The organism is Halohasta litorea (assembly GCF_024494645.1).
In the GTDB taxonomy this organism is placed as follows: domain Archaea; phylum Halobacteriota; class Halobacteria; order Halobacteriales; family Haloferacaceae; genus Halohasta; species Halohasta litorea.
The window spans coordinates 21,702-41,481 of record NZ_JANHDJ010000012.1 but is presented as its reverse complement, the minus strand read 5'-3'; the positions used below and the strand labels follow the sequence as shown (position 1 = coordinate 41,481).

The 19,780-nt window shown below is 53.5% G+C and carries 13 protein-coding genes and 1 pseudogene; 6 read left to right on the top strand and 8 right to left on the bottom strand.

Annotation, left to right across the window (positions count from 1 at the left end; translation table 11 throughout):
- Positions 1–270 precede the first annotated feature (270 nt).
- On the top strand, positions 271–2,127 hold the full coding sequence (locus NO877_RS18485; protein WP_256397780.1) for an Eco57I restriction-modification methylase domain-containing protein: 1,857 nt from the start codon (positions 271–273) through the stop codon (positions 2,125–2,127).
- A gap of 21 nt (positions 2,128–2,148) precedes the next feature.
- Here NO877_RS18485 and NO877_RS18480 read toward each other — a convergent pair whose 3' ends face one another.
- Entirely contained in the window at positions 2,149–5,961 is a 3,813-nt protein-coding gene (locus NO877_RS18480) for a helicase-related protein (RefSeq protein WP_256397779.1), read from the bottom strand.
- A 147-nt stretch (positions 5,962–6,108) separates the two neighbouring features.
- Between NO877_RS18480 and NO877_RS18475 the strand changes: the two genes are divergently transcribed.
- A complete protein-coding gene (locus NO877_RS18475) occupies positions 6,109–6,351 on the top strand; it encodes a hypothetical protein (protein WP_256397778.1) in 243 nt (80 codons plus the stop codon).
- A gap of 226 nt (positions 6,352–6,577) precedes the next feature.
- Here NO877_RS18475 and NO877_RS18470 read toward each other — a convergent pair whose 3' ends face one another.
- Complete coding sequence (locus tag NO877_RS18470) at positions 6,578–6,724, bottom strand: hypothetical protein (protein ID WP_256397777.1); 147 nt, start codon at positions 6,722–6,724, stop codon at positions 6,578–6,580.
- 109 nt (positions 6,725–6,833) lie between these two features.
- Between NO877_RS18470 and NO877_RS18465 the strand changes: the two genes are divergently transcribed.
- Both NO877_RS18465 and NO877_RS18460 read left to right on the top strand, forming a co-directional pair.
- The gene (locus tag NO877_RS18465; protein ID WP_256397776.1) at positions 6,834–7,703 is read left to right on the top strand and encodes a hypothetical protein; all 870 of its coding nucleotides are present in this window, start codon (positions 6,834–6,836) and stop codon (positions 7,701–7,703) included.
- Between the two features lie 192 nt (positions 7,704–7,895).
- Positions 7,896–9,029, top strand: coding sequence for a DUF3644 domain-containing protein (locus NO877_RS18460; RefSeq protein WP_256397775.1), 1,134 nt, complete (start codon positions 7,896–7,898; stop codon positions 9,027–9,029).
- On the opposite strand, the gene NO877_RS18455 is transcribed toward NO877_RS18460, so the two are convergent.
- The 3 genes from NO877_RS18455 to NO877_RS18445 form a co-directional block, all read right to left on the bottom strand.
- Positions 8,979–9,647, bottom strand: a complete 669-nt coding sequence (locus tag NO877_RS18455) for a hypothetical protein (RefSeq protein WP_256397774.1) — start codon at positions 9,645–9,647, stop codon at positions 8,979–8,981. The genes NO877_RS18460 and NO877_RS18455 overlap by 51 nt on opposite strands.
- A 293-nt stretch (positions 9,648–9,940) precedes the next feature.
- The gene (locus NO877_RS18450; protein WP_256397773.1) at positions 9,941–11,566 is read right to left on the bottom strand and encodes a bacterio-opsin activator domain-containing protein; all 1,626 of its coding nucleotides are present in this window, start codon (positions 11,564–11,566) and stop codon (positions 9,941–9,943) included.
- Positions 11,567–11,685: 119 nt separating this feature from the next.
- Entirely contained in the window at positions 11,686–13,389 is a 1,704-nt protein-coding gene (locus tag NO877_RS18445; RefSeq protein WP_256397772.1) for a histidine kinase N-terminal 7TM domain-containing protein, read from the bottom strand.
- A gap of 1,211 nt (positions 13,390–14,600) precedes the next feature.
- Here NO877_RS18445 and NO877_RS19855 point away from each other — a divergent pair.
- Both NO877_RS19855 and NO877_RS18435 read left to right on the top strand, forming a co-directional pair.
- Positions 14,601–18,035 (top strand): PGF-pre-PGF domain-containing protein, encoded by a 3,435-nt coding sequence (locus NO877_RS19855; RefSeq protein WP_256397771.1) that lies wholly within the window; start codon positions 14,601–14,603, stop codon positions 18,033–18,035.
- Positions 18,036–18,236: 201 nt separating this feature from the next.
- Positions 18,237–18,833 (top strand): tyrosine-type recombinase/integrase, encoded by a 597-nt coding sequence (locus tag NO877_RS18435; protein ID WP_256397770.1) that lies wholly within the window; start codon positions 18,237–18,239, stop codon positions 18,831–18,833.
- 128 nt (positions 18,834–18,961) lie between these two features.
- On the opposite strand, the pseudogene NO877_RS19985 reads toward NO877_RS18435, so the two are convergent.
- The 3 genes and pseudogenes from NO877_RS19985 to NO877_RS18425 all read right to left on the bottom strand — a co-directional run.
- Positions 18,962–19,018 (bottom strand): annotated as a pseudogene (locus tag NO877_RS19985) (hypothetical protein); the annotation flags it as partial.
- A complete protein-coding gene (locus tag NO877_RS18430) occupies positions 19,000–19,179 on the bottom strand; it encodes a hypothetical protein (protein ID WP_256397769.1) in 180 nt (59 codons plus the stop codon). The gene NO877_RS18430 and the pseudogene NO877_RS19985, both read right to left, overlap by 19 nt.
- A 306-nt stretch (positions 19,180–19,485) precedes the next feature.
- Entirely contained in the window at positions 19,486–19,764 is a 279-nt protein-coding gene (locus NO877_RS18425) for a hypothetical protein (protein WP_256397768.1), read from the bottom strand.
- Positions 19,765–19,780: the final 16 nt, after the last annotated feature.

Sequence of the window (19,780 nt, the reverse complement as noted above, 5' to 3'; positions counted from 1 at the left end):
GAGCCGACGCATAATCCGAGATGAGGAGGTTTCGTGGTACACACTCGTTGCCTCCTCGTTCCTTCCGCAAACATACCTCGATACGCCGCCGCTGTCATGCGGTTCGTCTCCTAACTAAAGACGGATGATGGTGGTGGTATCGGTGTTAGTGTTGAGGAACTCTATAACGATATTATCGAAGCCGTCGAACGGCATCGATATGCCTCAACCGGGAAGGAAGCAGCAAATGCGCGCCGACTAGCTGAATCGAAAATCAACAGACACAGCGAGGTGCTCAACGAGAAGATTCTCGAACAATTTGAGGCTGCTGGCGTCGAGGGTGTTTCTGAAAATGCCCTAAACTCGTACCACCCCTTCCACTGGGTGCTGGAGTTCGCCACTGTGTATCAAGACGGTGGCTTCGACGTGATTATCGGGAACCCTCCGTGGGATGTCCTCACTTCCAACCGTGATGATTTCTTCCCAAAATATGACGAGACATTTCGTACACGAATGCCGGAGGACAAAGATGCGATGATGGAAGAACTGCTAGAAGACTCCTCCATAGAAGAGGAATGGGAAAAATACCAGACAGAGATGGGACGACGTGCGAAATACTTCAATGATGGGGGACAATATGAGTTACAGAATCCCGAAGTAGGTGGCTCAACCGTAGGAAATGAGAATGACCTCTCAATGCTATTCTTGGAGCGGGTATTTGATATTATAAGTGAAGATGGATACGTAGCACAAATTCTTCCCGGTGTAATTCTCAACGGTGCAGCAGGCAAGGACCTAAGATCGCATCTGTTGGATAAAACAAACATTCAGCACATCATTGGTTTCGAAAATCGCGGCATTTTCGATCAGATTCACTTCCAGTATCGATTCGGTATAGTAACATTCAAAAATTCGGGGTCTACAGACGTTGTTAACGGCATATTTAGTCAGACAGATACTAGCATCCTTCCACAGCATGAATCGAAGACAGTCAAAATTCCAAGAAGGGTTTTAGAAGAATATTCTCCAAACTCACGGATATTCCCCAACATTGAGTCCGAACAAGAAGTTAGGGTACTCAATGAAGTTCTGAAACCTCCCTCTGTTGGCGAGGATGTTGAAGGATCGTGGTATGCGTCATTATATAGGGAGTTGGACAGGGCCCAAGACTCTGACCGGTTTGTTGAAGATATAAACAAAGGCGATTATCCGGTATATCAGGGTAAAAACGTCTTCCAGTTTGCCTACACCAATGAATACGTAGATGGGTTGGAAGACATTGCTCTTTGGAGCGTCGACGAGGATGATTCCGAAGAAGACAGTGCGAAGGCCCGAATACGTGGGAAGAATTTCCGTTCCCGTGATGCTGACATCAGTCTCAAGAAGGCCATCTACGAGAGATTCACTGAACACCCAGCGTATTCACATTTGAGCACTCGGTCCCAGAAAGGATTCGTGAACGATGTCCTGACGGACGAACACAACCGTCAGGAGTTATCACCACAAGATGTACTTTTGGACTCCACAGAGTATCGAATTGTTTTAAGAGAGATCGCTCGGGCAACTGATGAAAGGACGCTTATTGCCGGTGTTATTCCAAAAGGTGCTGTGGCAGTCCACACTCTTCACACGGTTCGTCCATATAAAGTCGAGCCAGAACAGGACGATCTTGATGAGTACCCGATGCACGGTGCTTATCAACGAGTGTTCACAGACAAAGAGCTGTTCGCCGCTGTCGGACTGCTGAACAGCATTCCTTTCGACTACCTCCTGCGAACCAAGGTCGACTCACACATTGTCAAATACAAGTTCGAAGAGTCACAGATGCCCCGTCTTACTGCGGGTGACGATTGGTTCCACTATATTTCCGACCGGTCTGCTCGATTGAACTGTTATGGCGAAGCCTTCGCCGAAATGCGTGATCGGCTGGGTGGTATCGAACCTGCAACCGATGAATCTGAGCGCAGAGAACTTCAGGCCGAGATTGATGCTGCTGCTCTACACGCCTACGAACTCAACCGTCGTGACACGGAGTTCATTCTCAACGACTTTCATCGAGTCTCTAATCCACGAATTATGGACGAGGAATATTTCGATATGGTCTTCGAAAAGTACGATCACCTCATACAGAATAGACCAGAACCCTGAGAAAAGACGGAGCTGGTCTTATTATCGTCCAACCACGCCCCAACACATCAATTTAGCTTGCACATCGCTTTCACCCACAAGTTTCGTCTGATACTCACTCGACGCTTCGACATTCTCTTCCAAGAACTCCGTAAGCGTCTCTAGGAATTCCATAGGCGGCCAGTCCGGGAACGACTCGTACTGTTCGCTGTGTCGGAACGTGTCCCGAAGGATACGGTCCTCATCGGTGTTGGCAAGCTTCACGCCTTGCAGCCGCTCTCGGAGATCCCCTGTCCAGTCGGCAAGCGTCTCGTAGCCATCCACAGACACTGCCATCTCACCGTGGTTCGGCTCCAGATAGTGTGAGATGAAGTCCAGAATCGTTTCCTGCTCCTTCGAAAAGGAGTCGCCCTGTTTGAACGCCCCCTCGACCTGTCCCTCTCGAATCGCTTCCAGCCGCTCGTCGAGTACCGCCTGCATCGCCTCGCGGTTTGCCACTACGTTGTCGGCGCTGTCCGTGATCGGCTCCCCTGCTACCTCGGGATCGAATTTGAGCATCCCGACCGGCCGTTCTTTCACCTCTCCGGCAAACGGTTTGTAGTAGAACGCCCGGCGTACACGCCCGAGTGGTGAGGATTCGTCGTCGTCATCGAACCAGAGATGTGCCAGCCCGAACACACCGGGCCGTGGCCCCGATTCGTGGTCGACGACGTTCGTATACAGGAACTCCCGCTCGTCGGGCGACTGGTCGAAATACTGCTCGGCATACTCAAAGTCCTCTGAGTCGAGACCAAACTCCTCGTTCAACTCTTTTTTCAGCAGGAACCGCTCGTAGGCGGCCTGTTCGTTGCTCCCGGCGTTCCGCAACAGCGGATTTTTGCTTGTATCATCGAGTTCGTTCACGTCGTCGATCTCGCGGGACTGCTGGAGGGACTCGCCGATCTCGTCGACCTGCAGTTCCCCAATTGTCTTTTCGGTCTCGACACCGGTCTGTTCGAGGATCTGGTCTTCGTTCGGATCGAGGATGTTGTTCTCCTTGCCAACGATGAGCGCGATGTCGTTGATCTTCGCCTGCAATCGCTTGAGGAGCTTGATCGCCGCCTCGATATCGCCGTCCGGGTAGAAGTTGTGGACGTACTTGTCGGCCATACTCCCGATGCGGTCAATCCGTCCAACACGCTGGACGATCCGCATCGGATTCCACGGCAGATCGTACGAAACCTGCACCGAGACGTCCTGCAGGTTGACACCCTCTGAGAGCGTATCAGTCGCTACGACGTACTGTAGTTCCGACTCACCCGACTCCGCGAGCGTCTGCTGATAGCCCGAGGCCTCGGGGGCGAACCGCTGGATAACGTCCTGCTTGTTGTCGTCACCACCCTTGACGACCGCACTATTGGCCTCCTTCAGCGGCGACTCGGAGTTGTTCAACAGCGTCCGATGGACGTAGTCAGCTGTGGCCCGGTACTGGGTGAAGATGAGGACCTTCTCGTCGTCGTACCCGTTAAGTACGTCCGCAAGCCGGTCGATCTTCGGATCGCGGAACTCCCGCAACGAAAACACCGCGTCGTAGAACTCTCGCGTCGCCTCGTCGACCTCGTTCAAATCGCTTTGCGGGTACAGAATCGGATTCAATTCCTCTTCAGGCACGTCTGGAAGCACACCCGCATTGTGATCATGCAACCACTGACGTGTCGACACGGCCTGATCATTCACATCGCCGGAGTCACGAGCAACGTCGCCGATGAACTGCGAGAGGAAGTACGCCAGTAGCGTCAGATCCTCACGAATGTAGGTTTTCACCTCGCCAATCGTCGCATCCGCCAGCTCGTCGCTATCGACATTTTCACCACTATCTTCGGCTCGAACCGCGGTCGCGTCGAATCCGAACTCTTCGAGCGTCTGTTCGAGATCTTCGGCCGCATCACGCCCCTCAACGAAGTCATTGAGCGTCTCCGGATGGTCATCACCCTGTGCCGCACGGAGTCTGTCGATCTTCTCATCTTCCGGCAGCCCATTGAGAAGCCCGAGGAGTTGCCGCTCGCTCTGGTGCAGCGTCTCGATTGACTGAACGAACGCATACGTCGACGACTCCAACCGTTTGAGCAGATTCAGCTTGTACAGTGCTTTGAGTGTCCCGCCCGCCTTCGGGTTCTTTACCGTGATGTGCGGGAGATGAAGCGCGTCCATCACATCCGGCAGCATCCGATACACCGGCTGGTAGGCCGCCGGGAGCGAATACTGCTCTTTACTGAGCGACGGCGGCTTGAAACTCATCTCGAAATCTTCTTCGTCCTGAATCTGCTCTTTGACGTGCTTTCGGGTCCGAAGCACCATCACCTCGTTGAGGATCTCCGAAATCTCTTCGGAGTGCCGCTGGAGCTGCTCAGTGATCTGCTGCTGTTCGTCCTTTCCTACCTCCTCCTTTCCGGCTGCGATGCGTTTCCGCGCCTCCGAGAGTTCGATGTACTCTTCGAAGGCGTCGAAGTCCAGCGATGCCTTATTCCGAAGCTCCTCTGCACTAGTAAACAAACTGATGAGGTTCTTCAGATCGGTCGCGGAGTTGTTGATCGGTGTTGCCGTCAGCATGATCATCGTCTTGCCGCGCAATTGACGGAGGTTGGCGTGTCGACGCGTTCCTTGGTAATCGTCGTCGTGGTCTGGGTTTGGTCGCCACTTTCCGTGGTTTCGAAAGCGGTGTGCCTCGTCGATCAGCACGACATCGAACGTGTCTTTGAGTTCCTGGACCTCGTCGAATGTCAGGTTCTGGAACCTGCTGATACTCATTACATCGAGGTGTGTTCCGTCGACCTCAAGTCCGAAATACGGATTGCCATCTTCGTCCGTATCGTTTTGTAGCAGGTCTTCCCACTGTTCGGTGAGATTCGCGGGGACGATGAGAAGGCAGTGATCGCCGTGCTGTCGGTAGTCGTGGAGGAGCTCACCGCCTATGAACGACTTCCCGAGACCGACCGAGTCGGAAATAATGCAGCCGTTGAACTGGGAGAGCTTCTCTTTCGCGCTTTCGTAGCCGAGGGTCTGGAAGTAGTACAGTGGACTGTCGCGGATGTCGACGTTCCCACTCAGTTCGTCATAGGCAAGGAGTTTGTACAACTCGAACGGCTCGATGTACGTTCCCAGTTCCTCAGAGGTATCTTCATCTTCCTCCTCGTCTTTTTGTTGTGCTTGCCAATCTTTGTACCGGTCGCTGTTCTCGATGATCCGAATGATTTCGTCGCTGAACTCCTCAGCGTTGGCCCACTGATTGTCATACCAGTCCTCGAACGCTTCCGCTTCGCGTTGATCCTGACTCGTGAGATTCAGTTCAATGTTGTTACGGTGCCCACTGGCAGTGAAATTCGAAGAGCCAACAATAGTCGCACAGGGTCGGGTATCGGTATCATCATCTTCTGCCCACCCATCATCGTCCAGAGGTGCCCGAAAAGACGCCCCCTTTGCATGGAAGTATCCGTTTTCTGGATCTCGGACACGCACACTAACTAGTCCCTCTGCTATGAAATCCCGGAGTCGATCAAGTCGACTGAGCTGGGCGTTGTTCAACTCAGCAATACTCTCTTTGACTTCATTTTTGAACTCTTCTCTTAGGTTTTGACCCTCGCCAATTTCATCTGCAGTAGATTGGTCTGTTTGCCGACCCATGAGAATCCGAAGTGGAGAATGACCGATCTCATCAGGATCTGCAAGTTGTTCGAGGTCCTCGCGGTAGAGATCGAAGCCAGACAGGTAGAAATAGCCTGTTGCGATACGGGCTTCTTCGATCTGTGGAATGATTCTCTTGAAGACCTCTTCGAGTTTTCTGTCGGCGTTGTCGACGAGAGGGGGTAGTGAGAGCATCTATTTATATAAGGTATCATTCACGCAAACTTAGTATTTGAGGTGTGAATTTTTTCAGCGGAGTGCAAGACTGCGAGCGATAGTTGAGCACTCTGATCCATACCCACTCCGACCTATTTTTTAAATCGAGACAAATACAGAGTGTGTATGACGAACTTGGTTTACGACGGTCCTGAAGGAGTTGAAGAGTTCTCGACTACCCAGCACAACGTGAAGTCCATCGAATATAACAAGCAAATTCAACACTGGCAGATTGAATTCGCTAATGAAAACCGCGAACAATCAGAAAGAGACCTCATGCAGATTCCAGTGCATAGAGTTTACGAGGTCTCGATGGTAACAGATGATCTTGCCGAAGGTAACATAGCATTTCTCACAGAAGAGAACTAACCATATTCCACTCGGCCACTGTATCTCGCAAGGAAATAGGACCGATGTTCAGCAGCGAAATGAATCAATATATATATATATATATATATATATATATATATATATGCTTTTTATTTTGTCACAATATGTGTCACAAGTGGTGTGTGGAAGTTACCTGTACGTAGACTGTATCAACTATTTTGGGAGCTACGTGGTCAACTGAGATTGCCAATAGGTGTGGTGATGGTCAGTCTTCTAGAGACTTTTCAGTCAGATCCTCAGCTCTCTTTGATCCGATACCATCTACCTCTTCAACCAATGTTTCGGGGTTGACGTCGTAGAGGTCTTGAGGTGTTTCTATAGTGATTACGGCTTCTAAGCGGATCTCTCCCATGTAGTCGGGTTTTTGTGGAGGTTTGACTAAGTAGTTCGGTCCTCTGTAGTTCGGAGATAGTGAATCTTTTTCAGATGGTTTTAGGGAGGAACGCTATCTGGTTGGTGATATGGATATCCGTAAGCTGGCTTTTGTGCCTCTCGGTGTGCTTATTCTTGTCCTTGGAGGACTGGTTGCTGGAGTTATTCTAGGGGATATTGAGCAGTCGACGGCGTCTACTGTGAGTTCTTTCACGCTGGTTGTTGTGACTGCTGTGTACGCCTATCAGACTGTGAAATCTGTTGAGTACACTGAGGAGAGTCTTGATGAGATGAGACGTGATCGGGAGAAACCCGGTTCAATTCTTGTTATTGCATATGGCATTGATCCGCTTCTGGATGAATTTGAGAGACGGCAGAAAAAATGGAGGGAGGAGGCGAGGAAGGATTCGTTTTCTTCTATTCAGGATTTGAAGATGCCTGATAATGTGTTTCTCAATGACTTAGACACAAAGTCTCCAGGGATTAAGGAAATGTTCAGCGAGTATGTCACTCAAAATAGGAGGTATATGATACAGTGGGGAAATCTGGTTGAAATGATGGAAGAAGCAATTCTGGAAGAACGGGAGGATCTTCTTCAGTCCTATGTTGATAATGATGTACGGGAGGAGGAGATTCTTGAGTCGTATGCTCACGTGTTTGCTCGTAATATTATGGAGCTTTCTAGTGGGAGACGGGGGCACTCTGAAATTTGGGCTGATTTGAACTCAGAGTTGTTGGAGCTTCGCGAGAAGAAAATTAAGGAGACTGATGAGATTGATGAGCTGATGGATAGGTTTGAACAGGTCAAGTCTTTGAACCATGAGCTTATTTACAGTCTTCGTTCTGTTAGGGAGGAGTACAAGAGTGAGTATGGGATTACGGATTTGGAGGTGCTGGAAGCTAAAGAAGAGTCTAGTTTGGAGCAGCCTGATGTTGTAATGGACGATCTTTTTGTATGATGTCGGGGATTTGTATCTAGCCAAACATTTTAACAGGTGTCGTCCTCTGAGGGAAATTTAGTGTGCCTAGGGGTCAATCACCTTGTCCCGAAATTGAGTCACGCTGACGGGCAGTTCGACATTAATCCGGGCTAACAGACTGATTAATCTCTTTCTGGTGAATTAATGGCACTTTAGCAACTCAATCTAACTATGCCCGAGAATGAACCCCTATTCAAGGACGCAGCTACAGACTCTATCCAGTTGGTAGTTGAGCTGTTCAACAGGCCTCACAATACTGGACGTGACTGTGCTACATTGATTCTCTTGAATCATAGTCTGGAGATGCTTCTGAAATCAATTCTCAAAGACAACGGAGTTGACATCAGGAAAGAGAATGGTCACACGATCGAGTTCAGTGATTGCATTAATTATCTCGAAAATGGGCATCACGATGCTCCGGAAATTGCTGTGCTTTCCGAGGATCAAACTGTCACACTATACGATATCTCTTCACAGAGGAACGAAGCTACGCATGGAGTTATTAACATCAGTGAGCAGCGTCTACATGGTTTCGCCAGATCTGGACTTACCATATTCGATGAGTTACTGAAAGAGTTCTATGATGAGTCTGTTGGGGATTATCTTCCTGACCGTGTGCTCCCGCTTTCAGCGATGCCGTTGAAGCGATTGGATATTATTTACCAGGAAGAGTTTGACACTGTTCGAGAGTTACTGGAGCAGGGTGCAGAGGAAGCTGCAAAGGTGAAACTACGGTCTATTGAGGCATCTGAAAGAACGCTTGAGGATGGTGATGGACCTGCCACGGATAAGGAATTGGAGGAGAAGTTGTCGCGTATTGAGGAGGGTAATGATCTAAGAGAGTTGTATCCCGGTGTTTCAAGCGTTCAGTTTAGTGTCGACAGTGATGGGCCGACGGTGAAAGTGAAGATGACTCGTAGTGAGGGTATGCCGGTGATGGAGGTTACCGAAGAGGATGCAGAGGAACTGGAGTATGTCGTAGGATATCGGGAGGTGAATCCGTTAGACAGGTATAGTCTTAGTATTACAAAATTGGCGGAGCACATTGACGGAATCAGTTACCCACGAGTATGGGCTATTGTACGGAAGCTGGATATCCATGATAATCCGGAGTATCATAAGAATGTGAGAATAAGCGATAGTCAAACCCAGGACCGCTACACGGACAGAGCTATTGATAAGATCGCAGAGGCATTGAAAGCGGTGAGGTTGACCCAGAAGAAGCCTGGGAGACATATGGCTGGGTGTAGCTTGTTAATCGATATACGGGTACGGGTTTTCGGGTTGTCCTTCGTCGAGAAGTGAATCAAGGATATTCACTAACCTGTTGGATCCGTTTGCGTATTTATCTCTGAGAGCTTCTACGTATCCTTCCCAGTCTAGGTGGTGTATCTGGTGCCATTCTTCGGGGTGGAGGACGTCGGCAAACATATGCCCGTATTTTTTGTAGTGCTTGTTACAGAGCGGAGCCAGATTCACCACGTCCCGTGATCCTCCGTATCTTGGTGGAACCATCCTTTTCACGTACTCTGCCTTTGAGTTGCAGGTGATACAGGTATGATCTGTTTCTTCAAGCGCCGCTTCTCTCTGTGACTGCGTTACAGACTTAATTTGCGATTTAGGCGTTGGTTCATACCCTCTTGCCCGGATGTGTTGCTCCCGATCGATAGAAGGGTATTCGTCGCATTCTGGGCATTTCTTTTTTCCTCCGTCTCTCCAGGACTTGCAGTTTGGCCAAGAATTTTTGGACTCGTCTCCTCTATCCAGTACTTCTGGTGTAAGTATGATTCCGCATTCGCAGGTGTAAGGTTCTGGTTCTATACGGTTTAGCCCGTGTTTCTCAGCTTTGAGTAAGACGAAGACGAGGTGGTTGGATCTGTTGCCGTGGTGTCTACCAGGTTCCACGAGAGTGTTGATCAACATATCATCGTATTCTATTGTCCCCGGATATAGTTCACTTGGATACTGGCTATGTTTCTACAATATGAGGTGGTTGATCCTGGTTTTGAAAATCCCTAGGGATACTGTGCTGATTACTGTGGAGAGAGGTTTGTCTTCTGGTCGGTGTTGAGTATCTGTACCCACTCTACGTACCCGGTCGTGCCGTCCGGCGCGGTGGGTACGTCTGGCGTAGCTGTACTGAGTAATCGCGTTATGCTAGAACTCGATTATAATCTCATTTATTGAAAGCACCACAGCTCACACGATAATACATATTACCTGTGAATCTTGCTTGCGAACAATTTCCGCTGGGCGGCTCGTAAGTGCTGAGTGAAGGTTGCTCGTGAAATATCAAGGGTATCGGCAAGCTCACCGGTGTTGTTGTGCCGCGGTCGCTCAAAGTAGCCCGCTTCGACGGCGAGTTTGAGCACCTGTCGCTGCCGATCGGTCAGATCGTCGACCGCCTCGGTCTTCGAGGTAGTGGATTCGTCGCTGGTCCAGAGTGTCGTCACCGAGCCATCGCCACAGAGCTCTGAGAGGGCGTCGACACACTGCTGGACACTGGTTCCCCCACCGAGAACGGCCAAAATCCGTGCATCTCGTCCACTGACATTGGTTTCGGATAGCGAGACTCCGGCGTCGACGATCCGTGTTTCGGGAACCGGCGATTCTGCGATGAGTCCACAGTGGATGACGCCGTCAGTTCGATAATAGTCGACCGAGACAATCGAATCGGTCACATCGACTGCCTCCGAGAGGTCGGCTTCCGTGACTCCCTCAGCGGTCGTCACATAGAGCACCTCGTCGTCGTTTCGAGGAATGATCGTTGCTATACGGAGCGTCGACTCGTCGGACAGTGCTGTTGCAAGCCCGAGAAGTGGGTGGCACCCTCCGCTGAGCGTGAATTCGACGGTTGGGGTCGCAGACGAGAGGAGTGTTCGTTTCCACGCGGTCGTCTGGAAGGCATAGCCGACCGTTTCAGCGTACTCGACGAGTAACGCCCGTTCGCGGTCGTCGATTCTTGCTGTCTGGCTATACACGGTCAACACACCGAAATAAACGCCGTTGTGACTGATCGGGATCGCTGCCACCGACCCAAAGCCGTGGTCGACGGCAACCGGCACCCAGTCAGCTGACTCGGGTTCTGTCTCCCCGATGGTTGCCAATGAGTGGACAATAGGTTCGGTTTCGTCGAGTGCGCGGAGGGTCGGTTCGGTGCTGTCAGTTGGCCGGGTTCCGGGCGTGATTGTGCTTTCAAGATAGGCGCTATCACCAACCGTCGACAGCGGGACAACCCCTTGGTCGTCGTCGAGAACAGCGATCCACGCACAAACGTAGCCGCTGTCAACAAGCTGCTCACAGATGGTCTCACCGAGTTCCGAGCGGGTCGACGAGGCGGTGACAGTTTCGAGGAGCGCCTCCTTGTGCTGTCGTTCGCGGGCCAATGCTCGACGGCTCCGGTCGACCTCGACGACCGTTTTGATCCGCCGGACCAACCCGATGGGCTGCTGGCTGAGATCCATTTTTCTCACGTAGTCAGTGACCTGCTCGCTTATCGCATCGCTGGCGACTGCCTCATCACCTTCTCCAGTCACCAGAATAAACGGTACATCCGGTTCGGTGGCCCGAACCTCGGCCAGCAGGTCGAGACCCGTCCCGTCGCCGAGTTGGTAGTCACAGACGATACAGTCCGGCTCGGTGGCTCCGAGCGCGTCTCTGGCCGCGTTGAAACTGGTCGCCGTCGACACGCTGAGTCGCTCGTGGGAGCGTTCGAGCAGTCGACGCTGTGTCCGGGCCCACGTCTCGTCATCGTCGATCAGAAGCACCGAAATCGGTCGGGTCGACGTGGCTGGCGAAACTGAGTCTGCCGGATCGATCACGGCTTCACTCCACAGATCCATCGATAGCGACCGGAGCCGACCATACCACTCCGAACATGATCCATCATAACTGATAGTATCGTCAGAGGCTACTAAAGTGCATACCACCGTATAGGGGTATGTTACAGAGAACGGTTGTCTTACCGGGTCTGTGGCGTCGTCTCGATCTCAAAACGTGCGCCACCCTCTGAGCTGTCGGTGACTGATAGCGACCAGCCATGGGCTTCGATAATTGTCCGGACAATCGCCAGCCCATAGCCGGATCCACTCCCGGTCGACACCCCAAAGGCTAGGAGATCCTTGCGTCGACCCACCGGAATGCCTGTCCCATCGTCCTCGACATAAAACCCCGAAGTGGTTGATAGTCGTCCGATTCGGACCGTTGTCGCACCTCTCTGGCCGTCGACAGCATGCTCGGCGGCGTTCCCAAAGAGGTTCTCAAAAGCCTGCTGGAGCCGACTGGCGTCTGCCTGTACTGTCTCAGTCGACTCAACCGACAAGCGAAGGTCGCCGGTGTTGACCACCTCCCAGGCCCCCCGAGCGACCGTTTCGAGATCGCAGTCGGTCGGCGTCTTCACATCCGTACTTTCGCGGGCCAGCGCGGGCAACCCCTCCGCGAAGGCTCGGAGCCGACGGTGGACGGCTTCGAGGTCTGCTAGCGACTGGTCGATCTCGTCCGAGGGCGAATCGAGGTCCTCCTGGATGAGATGCAGAAGGCTCTCGCCGGTCGCCAGCGGCGTCGCCAGATCGTGTGAGACGACGCCCGCGAGGCGTTCGAGCTGTTCGTTTTTGGCTTCGAGGCTCTCCTGTTGGGTCTTCTGGAGCGTGATATCTGTCAACGAGAGAATGTAGCCGCGTGGATCGTCTCGGGTGGTTGACTCAGTGCCGCGGAGCCGAGCGATGTACTGTCGGGGTGTGCCGTCGACCTCGATCACACACTCCATTGCGTCGTCGAGATCGGGATGCAGATCACCGTCTTCGAGCAGGGGTTCGGGCAGAATCCCGATGAGATCGCAGCCTTCGAGCGGGCCCGCAGCCTCGACGATCTGTCGGGCGGCGCGGTTAGCATCCAGGACCCGGTTCGATGTGGTGACAACGAAGACGGGATCGTCCAGGGTATGGAAGACGCGCTCGTGGGCGACTGGGACGAACCCAGTCAATTCGGCACGCTGGACGATCACCGCGAGCGGAATCCCGATGATGACGAAGAGAACGGGCGTGAGATCCGCCGTCGGGATCGGGCGAAAGCCGAGATGGAACAGGCCGTTGGCGAGCCACGGCGTACTCAGACAGGCCAGCAACACCAGCGATTGGCGTCGGTACAGCCGGTTGTTCGTGACGGTTTCGCTCACGATGAGGCCCGTCCCGATCAGAAGTAGAGCGTAGGAGTAGACGATATTGATTCGGTGGGCGATTGCAGGCGGCGTTTCGAGCAGAGCGACGCCGTCGACGACTATGAGTACGATATCGGCGTAGAATAGCGAGTGGGAGTCGGCGGTCCAGACGAGCCCGAGGACACAGATCGGAACCAGCGACAGGACGGCGAGTCGACGCCGTGAGAGCCACGCCTCGCGGTCGGTGTACTGGAGGGCGAAGGTGATCCAGACGATGGGCACCGAAACGACCGAGAGGTACGATAGTTGGATGAAAAACAGCAGCCACTGCTGGGTGTCGGCGACGAGATAGCCGACGTAGGTCGCCGCCCAAAAACCGACCACGAGCAAGAAGACGCCGAACGTAAAGGCGGGCTGTCGACGGTCGTATTTGACCAACAGCGAGACCGCCAGCAGCCCGCCGATGAGCGCCGACCCGCCGTAGGCGATCAGCCCGGCAACATACATCATCTTGAGACTGTCTTTCGACTCGACCAGTACGACTCTGTCGCTTCTGATCAGTTCACGAATAGTTGGGTCCGAGGCGATCGACGGCGAGCGTCTCAGGACGTGAAACTCGAAATACCATCATTCGCTGGTATTCCAACTAAGTATACACTAACCAAATCCAATATAAGAGTGGCTTGGACCATTCGTCAAGTGGGCCTCACTGGACAATGGCAAGACGCTACGAAAGACAGTATGTACCAGCGAAAGAGTCGAATGCCCGTCGCGGCAGAAGCCGATGGCGTACCGAACAGTGACCAACCCCCACAAGACAATCTTGCGAGGCTGTGCGAGACAGCAGCGGGGAACCAATGAGAGGACGGTCGGTGCGTGTGGCTGTTCTTGTTGCGTTACTCGTGGTTGTCGGCAGTGGCTTCATTGGGACGGCTGCGGCGACCACTACGGCACCTGTTTGTAGCGATATCGGATACACGCCGAACGCCAGTGGCTATTACGAAATCACGAACATCAGCCAACTACAGTGTATCGAGGACCAAGGATTAGACCAGAACTACGTTCTAACCCAAGATATCGAGGCCGCCGGAACTGAGAACTGGAACGACGACGGGGGTGGTGCCAAAGGATTCCTTCCGATAGCTAAATACGATGCAAGAGGTCCCCATTTCACCGGGACCCTCGATGGTGATGGGTATGTTATTCATGATCTGTACATCAACCCACAGGACGAGTCCTACGCCGGACTGGTCGGGCAGACGGAGAATTCGCTTATTACGGATGTTGGTCTAGAGAATGTCGACGTTACTGCTGACGTTGGCGCCGGAGGACTAGTCATGGCAACTGGCGAGGGTACCACAATTCGTCGATCATACGTGACTGGTGAGGTAGCTGCTGTTGGTCGTGATAGTGGCGATGCTGGAGGATTAGTCAGATCCAACAGCGAGGGCGCCACTATCAAAGAGTCGTATGCAGATGTTGATGTTGAGTCCAGACGTGGTACTGGCGGGTTAGTTGCGAGTAATTTCGGTCTGGTAGTTGATTCGTATGCACTAGGTGATGTTACGCACACAGATGGCTCTGGTTCAGCAGGTGGACTTATTGGTACCAGTTTTGGCCCCACTTTGGGCAACGCTATTGTGCGCAGGTCCTATGCGACTGGCGACGTCTCCGGGGGAACGGACGATGTTGGTGGGCTTATAGGTGACAATGACGGTTCCGTGGAAAACTCGTACTGGGATGTTGGAACGACAACTCAGACCGCTTCCGTCCAAAATGATGGCGGTACAGTAAGTGGCGTCGTCGGCTTTGGCGAGGTGAGCGACACCGAGCCAGCCTCGGAAATGCAGCGCTTTGGGCCGCCGGTCACCATGGACGCTCTTTCGTTCGACAATCCCCAGACATGGACTATCAGCGACGGCTACCCGGCACTCGCCTGGCAGAACGTCGACCAACCCACCGTTGAGAGTCTTACGGCCGAAACCATCACTACGGCCGTCGGTAACGACGGACAACTCAATGTCACTGCCTTCGTCGCTCCGGGCGACGACGCAGGCGAGGGTGTCAACGTGACTGTCACCGACGACGGCGGTATCAACGGAATCGTGACTGGTGACTCGGTACGAACCGACGAAAACGGTAACGCGACGTTCAGTTTCACTGAGGAGACCGCCGGTGAGTACACTTTGGCCTTCGAGCTGGAAGGCAACGGGGCAGTCAGCGATAGTTCGACGATTACGGTCGAACTCGCAAATTCCGTCGACGTTGGGACACAGCCTACCGAATCGACGGCTGGAGAGTCGGTTTCGGGACCACCCCAGGCTATCGTTACCACCGCGTCCGGGCTCCCAGTCCGCGGGGTTGACGTCTCAGTTTCGGAGGCGAACGGCTACGCGTTCGATAACGGAACGACGACGGTGTCGACCAACTCATCGGGTATCGCATCCTTCGACGACCTCGAAATCGAGACCGCTGGCGACTACAACCTCGATTTCGAGATAGATAGCACAGACCCCAACGTCAGCACCGATGCTACCGTGTCGACCAACGGGTTCAGCGTACGTGCCGCAGCCGCCGACTCCGTGACCATCGACACGCAGCCAGCGTCCTCCCAGACTGCTGGTAAACCGATCACTGGACCGCCAGCAGTTACTGTAACTGACGAGTTCGGCAACCCGGTCGCCGGGGTCGATGTCTCAGTCTCGGAGACGAACGGTTTCACATTCGATGCAGCCACGACGACACGGTCGACCGATTCGTCGGGAATCGTCTCCTTTGACGACCTCGAAATCGAGACAGCTGGCGACTATGGCTTGGATTTCACAATCGACAGTGCTGACGCCAACGTCGCTACCGACGCCACCGTGTCGACCAACAAGTTCGACGTTGTTGCCGCTGTTGCTAACAGTCTCTCGATAGTTGAGGTACCCGACACGATTACGGCAGGTGAATCGGTCTCACTAAAATTCAATGCAACTGACGAGTTCGACAACCCGGCCGCAGATCAACAACTCCAACAGTTCACTCTCAGCTCGGAGTTCGAGGGCATACTCAACAGTTCTGCGTCCGTGAGGCTCAACGAAACGGGTGAGTACGTGGTAGTGGTCGACGTAGATACTGTGACGACCGCAGATAACAGTCACACGTTGACAGCCGACGCAGATTCCGTCGGTAGTGAGAGCGTCGACATTGCGGTCGAACCAGCCGAAAGCAATACACTGACGTTCGTCACTCAGCCCGACAATTCGACAGCTGGTGAGTCGATCACCGGCGAGAATGACAACCCGATCAGTGTCGACATCCGGGACAAATACGGTAATGTGGTCGACGATTTCAGCGACAAAGTAACACTTGCTGTCGAAACTGGCGACGGTACTCTCTCGGGCGACACAGTAGTTGACGCGAATACAGGGGTCGCCGTGTTCGCCGGGCTCTCGATTGAAACGGCTGATGACTATATGCTGAATGCCTCCGCTGAGGGGGTGGCCAACGAGACCAGTTTACCGTTTTCGGTCGAACCAGCTGGCAGCAACACGCTGGCGTTCGTCACTCAGCCCGACAATTCGACCGCTGGTGAGCCGATCACTGGGCCGCCAACAGTCTCCGCGACCGATGAGTTCGACAACCCCGTGGAAGGGGTTGATGTCGATGTTACAGTCCTCGACGGAGCGGGCACTGTCACGGCCGGGGAGACCACAAAACAGACGAATACAACAGGGATTGCAGTCTTCGATGCTCTCGAAACCCAGATCTCTGACGACTATCGGCTCCAATTCGACAGTAACGAAACTGATGCCACTGTCGAGACCAGCGACACCATCGAGACAGAATCCTTTGCTGTTGAGCCAGCCCAGATAACTACGTTCACCGCACCGAACGTGACTGCGACCGCAGGCATCACAGAACGTCTAAATGTGACTGTTTCTGATACGTTTGGCAATCCGATCACAGACGAGGTACTCAACGTTACTGACACCGACGGCCTCGGCGGACTCGCCCCCGGTAAAATGAACCATACAAACGAAACCGGCGAGGCTGGCTTCGTGTTCACCGAACACAGTAGTGGTAACTACACCGTCGACATCGCAGTCGAGGCTGATCCAGCGATCAACACCACTGCGAACGTCAGTATCGAGCGGGCAGCCGTCGACTCCCTTTCGGTTTCACTCGCCGACGAGACACTCACGACTGGCGAGTCGACAACGCTCACCGCCGAAGCGACCTATATCAATGAGACCACACTCACCGTCACCGAGGCGGCCACCCTCACCTCGAACAATACGGCTATCGCAACCGTCGACGCCAACGGAACGGTACAGGCCAACGGAACGGGAAGCACTGACCTCAAATCCGCATACCGAGATGCGAACGACACGGTAGCGGTGTCGGTCTCGAACCCACCTTCCAGTTCAGGAAGTAGTGGATCATCAAGCGGTAGCGGCGATGACCGCGATGGGGATACCGAAGATGAGGTTCCTGTTGAAATCAACGAGGACGGCAGTGTCTCGGCAACCACGACGGTCACGGCCAACGAGCCGACGCGAGTCGACCTCGGTGACTCTGTCAGCGATGATGAAAGTGACACGAACTACAACCGCGTCGACCTCACGTTCGGCGCGGACACGGAGGTGACCTTCGAGGCTCGGTCAAGGAGCCGTGACGAACTGCCCGATGGAACGCCTCAACTCGGCGGTGCGGCTGGCGACGGCGAGCCGACAGCCGACGGCGACAGTGGCTCGGATAGCGCCATCTCCTACGTTGAGTTCACCGTCTCCTCGGAGGGCGTCGACGCCAGCGACCGCGTGAGTTCGGCAACCATCGAATTCGACGTGGCCACCGAGACGCTGGCAGATCGTGATCTCGGCGCTGATGACATCGCACTCAACCGCTACGACGAGGATGCGGGTGAGTGGACTGAACTCGACACGGAAATCGTCTCGGAGGGAGACAGCGAGGTCACCTACGAGTCGACCACGCCCGGTTTTTCGGTGTTCGCGGTCGGTGAACGCGCAGACGAGATGAACACCGAACCAACCGATGATTCGACAGAACCCATCGAGACGAACGACGACACGCCCGGATTCGGACTGCTTGTGGGACTCGTCTCGCTACTCACACTCAGTGTATTGGTGGGTCGATTTCAGCGGACCGATTAGCAGTTCGGAGCATTATGATTAGGAAGGGTGGTACTTTCGCCGGTACTGAATATTGACTCTCGTGTAGCTGTGACGCATTATTCTGAGACGTAGGAGAGTTATGTCTCAACTCGATTGGAGTTCACCCATATCTGCTGCTGTATGCTATCTCTCACGGATCGACACATCGGTTTATAATCGAATACGCTAATCTATCCGCTCATGGTTCGCATCGATGATTCAAACACGGTCGTCAAATGCTGGCTATCACCTGAAGAGATAGACCGTCTTGAAGAGACTGCTGGAAGCGAAGGATGGGAACGAGAAATTGCTATGCAACTCATGGGGCGGTGCGGACTCCGTGTGAGCGAAGTCTCGTATCCAAGCACTGAGGAACTCAGATGGTCGAAAAACGGCGAAATCTGGCTCTTCGAGGTTCAGGGGAAGAATACCAAAGGTGGTGGTCAGAAGACCCGGGATGCGTGGATGCCCGAAAGCGTAGCTGACGACATCCACAAGTATTCTCGTGAACGTAGTCTCTCTGAGTCTGATCGGTGGGTCGACGCATCTACACCATCAGTCCGACGCTGGGTGAAGGAAGCAACACAGATAATTGCCGACGAAACGGGTAACAACCGGTGGACGTCTGTCTCTTCGCATGATCTCCGCCGCAGCTGGGCTACCTACTACCTCGTCGAACGCCAAGTCGACATCCGCACTATGATGGCTATCGGTGGCTGGAGTGATTACTCGGCTACGGAACCCTATCTCGCAGAACCGACCGAGCGCCGGATTGGAGAGGCGATGGCAGGTGAGTAAGCTACCCCGGTAGTACTTTCGTTGCGTAACTACGGAGTTATTTATCTCAGTTCGTTCTATTGCAATACTGTGTACACTGAGGCAGAACTCCGGGTCCTTGCAACACTCGAGAGCGACTCATCCATCCCTCATCTCAGAAGTGCACTGGTCGACGATGGTGAGATCCCTAGTCGGTCTGCGACATCGTTAAGATGAGCCTCCCGTGGAACGCTGAAGTAGCCATCTTGAAGGCTGTCCTGAGCGTTTGTTCCTGTTTGTCGGTTAGGATCCCACCGTCGACCGACTCGAAATCGATCTCTTTGGCCAGTGGTTTGAGCAAGAGTTCAACGCCATCCGTGTCGGTCACATACTACGTTACTGGATTGACTACACCGGCTCGGAAAATGTCCTCTGGAATGCCGCGTCGACAGGGGGACCCTAAGCTGTTAGGTTAATCATTCTTGCCAGTCCAACACCTCTGTTTGGATAGGGAACATCAACGAAATCCCCGACCGTTGATTTACCTTGCCCCCACTGCCACGCCAGTTTCCCCCGCTGGCGTGGTTGTCCTCTCTTACTACATCGCTTCCCCCCTGTTGACGTGGTGTTTGAATAATTCTACACGACGAGTGGTTATCAGATGTAGCGCGGATGCGGGTCAGTAGGGCGTCGTCTACGCCAGTGCGATCCCGGCACCAACGGAAATACACGTCAGCGCGAGGCCGGTAAGTGCGACTGTCGTCCGGTCGCGGTGTCCGTCAAGGCCGTCGGAGTCGAATCCCCCGAAGCCAGTCAGAACGCCGAGACCGACAGCGACTGCGGAGAGGCCGCCAGCCAGCGCCAATACCGTCCAGATTTCGAGTCCGTGCTGTGCGACTTCTCGTGTAGCTGTCCCGGCGAAGAGAATACCGGTCGCTATTGGGGCTGCGGCTTTCGCCTTGTTGTAGGACATATTAGCTTCTTTTCAC

What these genes read in the sequence shown, in the direction of transcription:
- NO877_RS18480 (WP_256397779.1), bottom strand. Translation starts at nt 5,961, where the DNA reads ATGCTCTCACTACCCCCTCTCGTCGACAACGCCGACAGAAAACTCGAA.
- NO877_RS18475 (WP_256397778.1), top strand. Translation starts at nt 6,109, where the DNA reads ATGACGAACTTGGTTTACGACGGTCCTGAAGGAGTTGAAGAGTTCTCG.
- NO877_RS18470 (WP_256397777.1), bottom strand. Translation starts at nt 6,724, where the DNA reads ATGGGAGAGATCCGCTTAGAAGCCGTAATCACTATAGAAACACCTCAA.
- NO877_RS18465 (WP_256397776.1), top strand. Translation starts at nt 6,834, where the DNA reads ATGGATATCCGTAAGCTGGCTTTTGTGCCTCTCGGTGTGCTTATTCTT.
- NO877_RS18460 (WP_256397775.1), top strand. Translation starts at nt 7,896, where the DNA reads ATGCCCGAGAATGAACCCCTATTCAAGGACGCAGCTACAGACTCTATC.
- NO877_RS18455 (WP_256397774.1), bottom strand. Translation starts at nt 9,647, where the DNA reads ATGTTGATCAACACTCTCGTGGAACCTGGTAGACACCACGGCAACAGA.
- NO877_RS18450 (WP_256397773.1), bottom strand. Translation starts at nt 11,566, where the DNA reads ATGGATCTGTGGAGTGAAGCCGTGATCGATCCGGCAGACTCAGTTTCG.
- NO877_RS18445 (WP_256397772.1), bottom strand. Translation starts at nt 13,389, where the DNA reads ATGATGTATGTTGCCGGGCTGATCGCCTACGGCGGGTCGGCGCTCATC.
- NO877_RS18435 (WP_256397770.1), top strand. Translation starts at nt 18,237, where the DNA reads ATGGTTCGCATCGATGATTCAAACACGGTCGTCAAATGCTGGCTATCA.
- NO877_RS18425 (WP_256397768.1), bottom strand. Translation starts at nt 19,764, where the DNA reads ATGTCCTACAACAAGGCGAAAGCCGCAGCCCCAATAGCGACCGGTATT.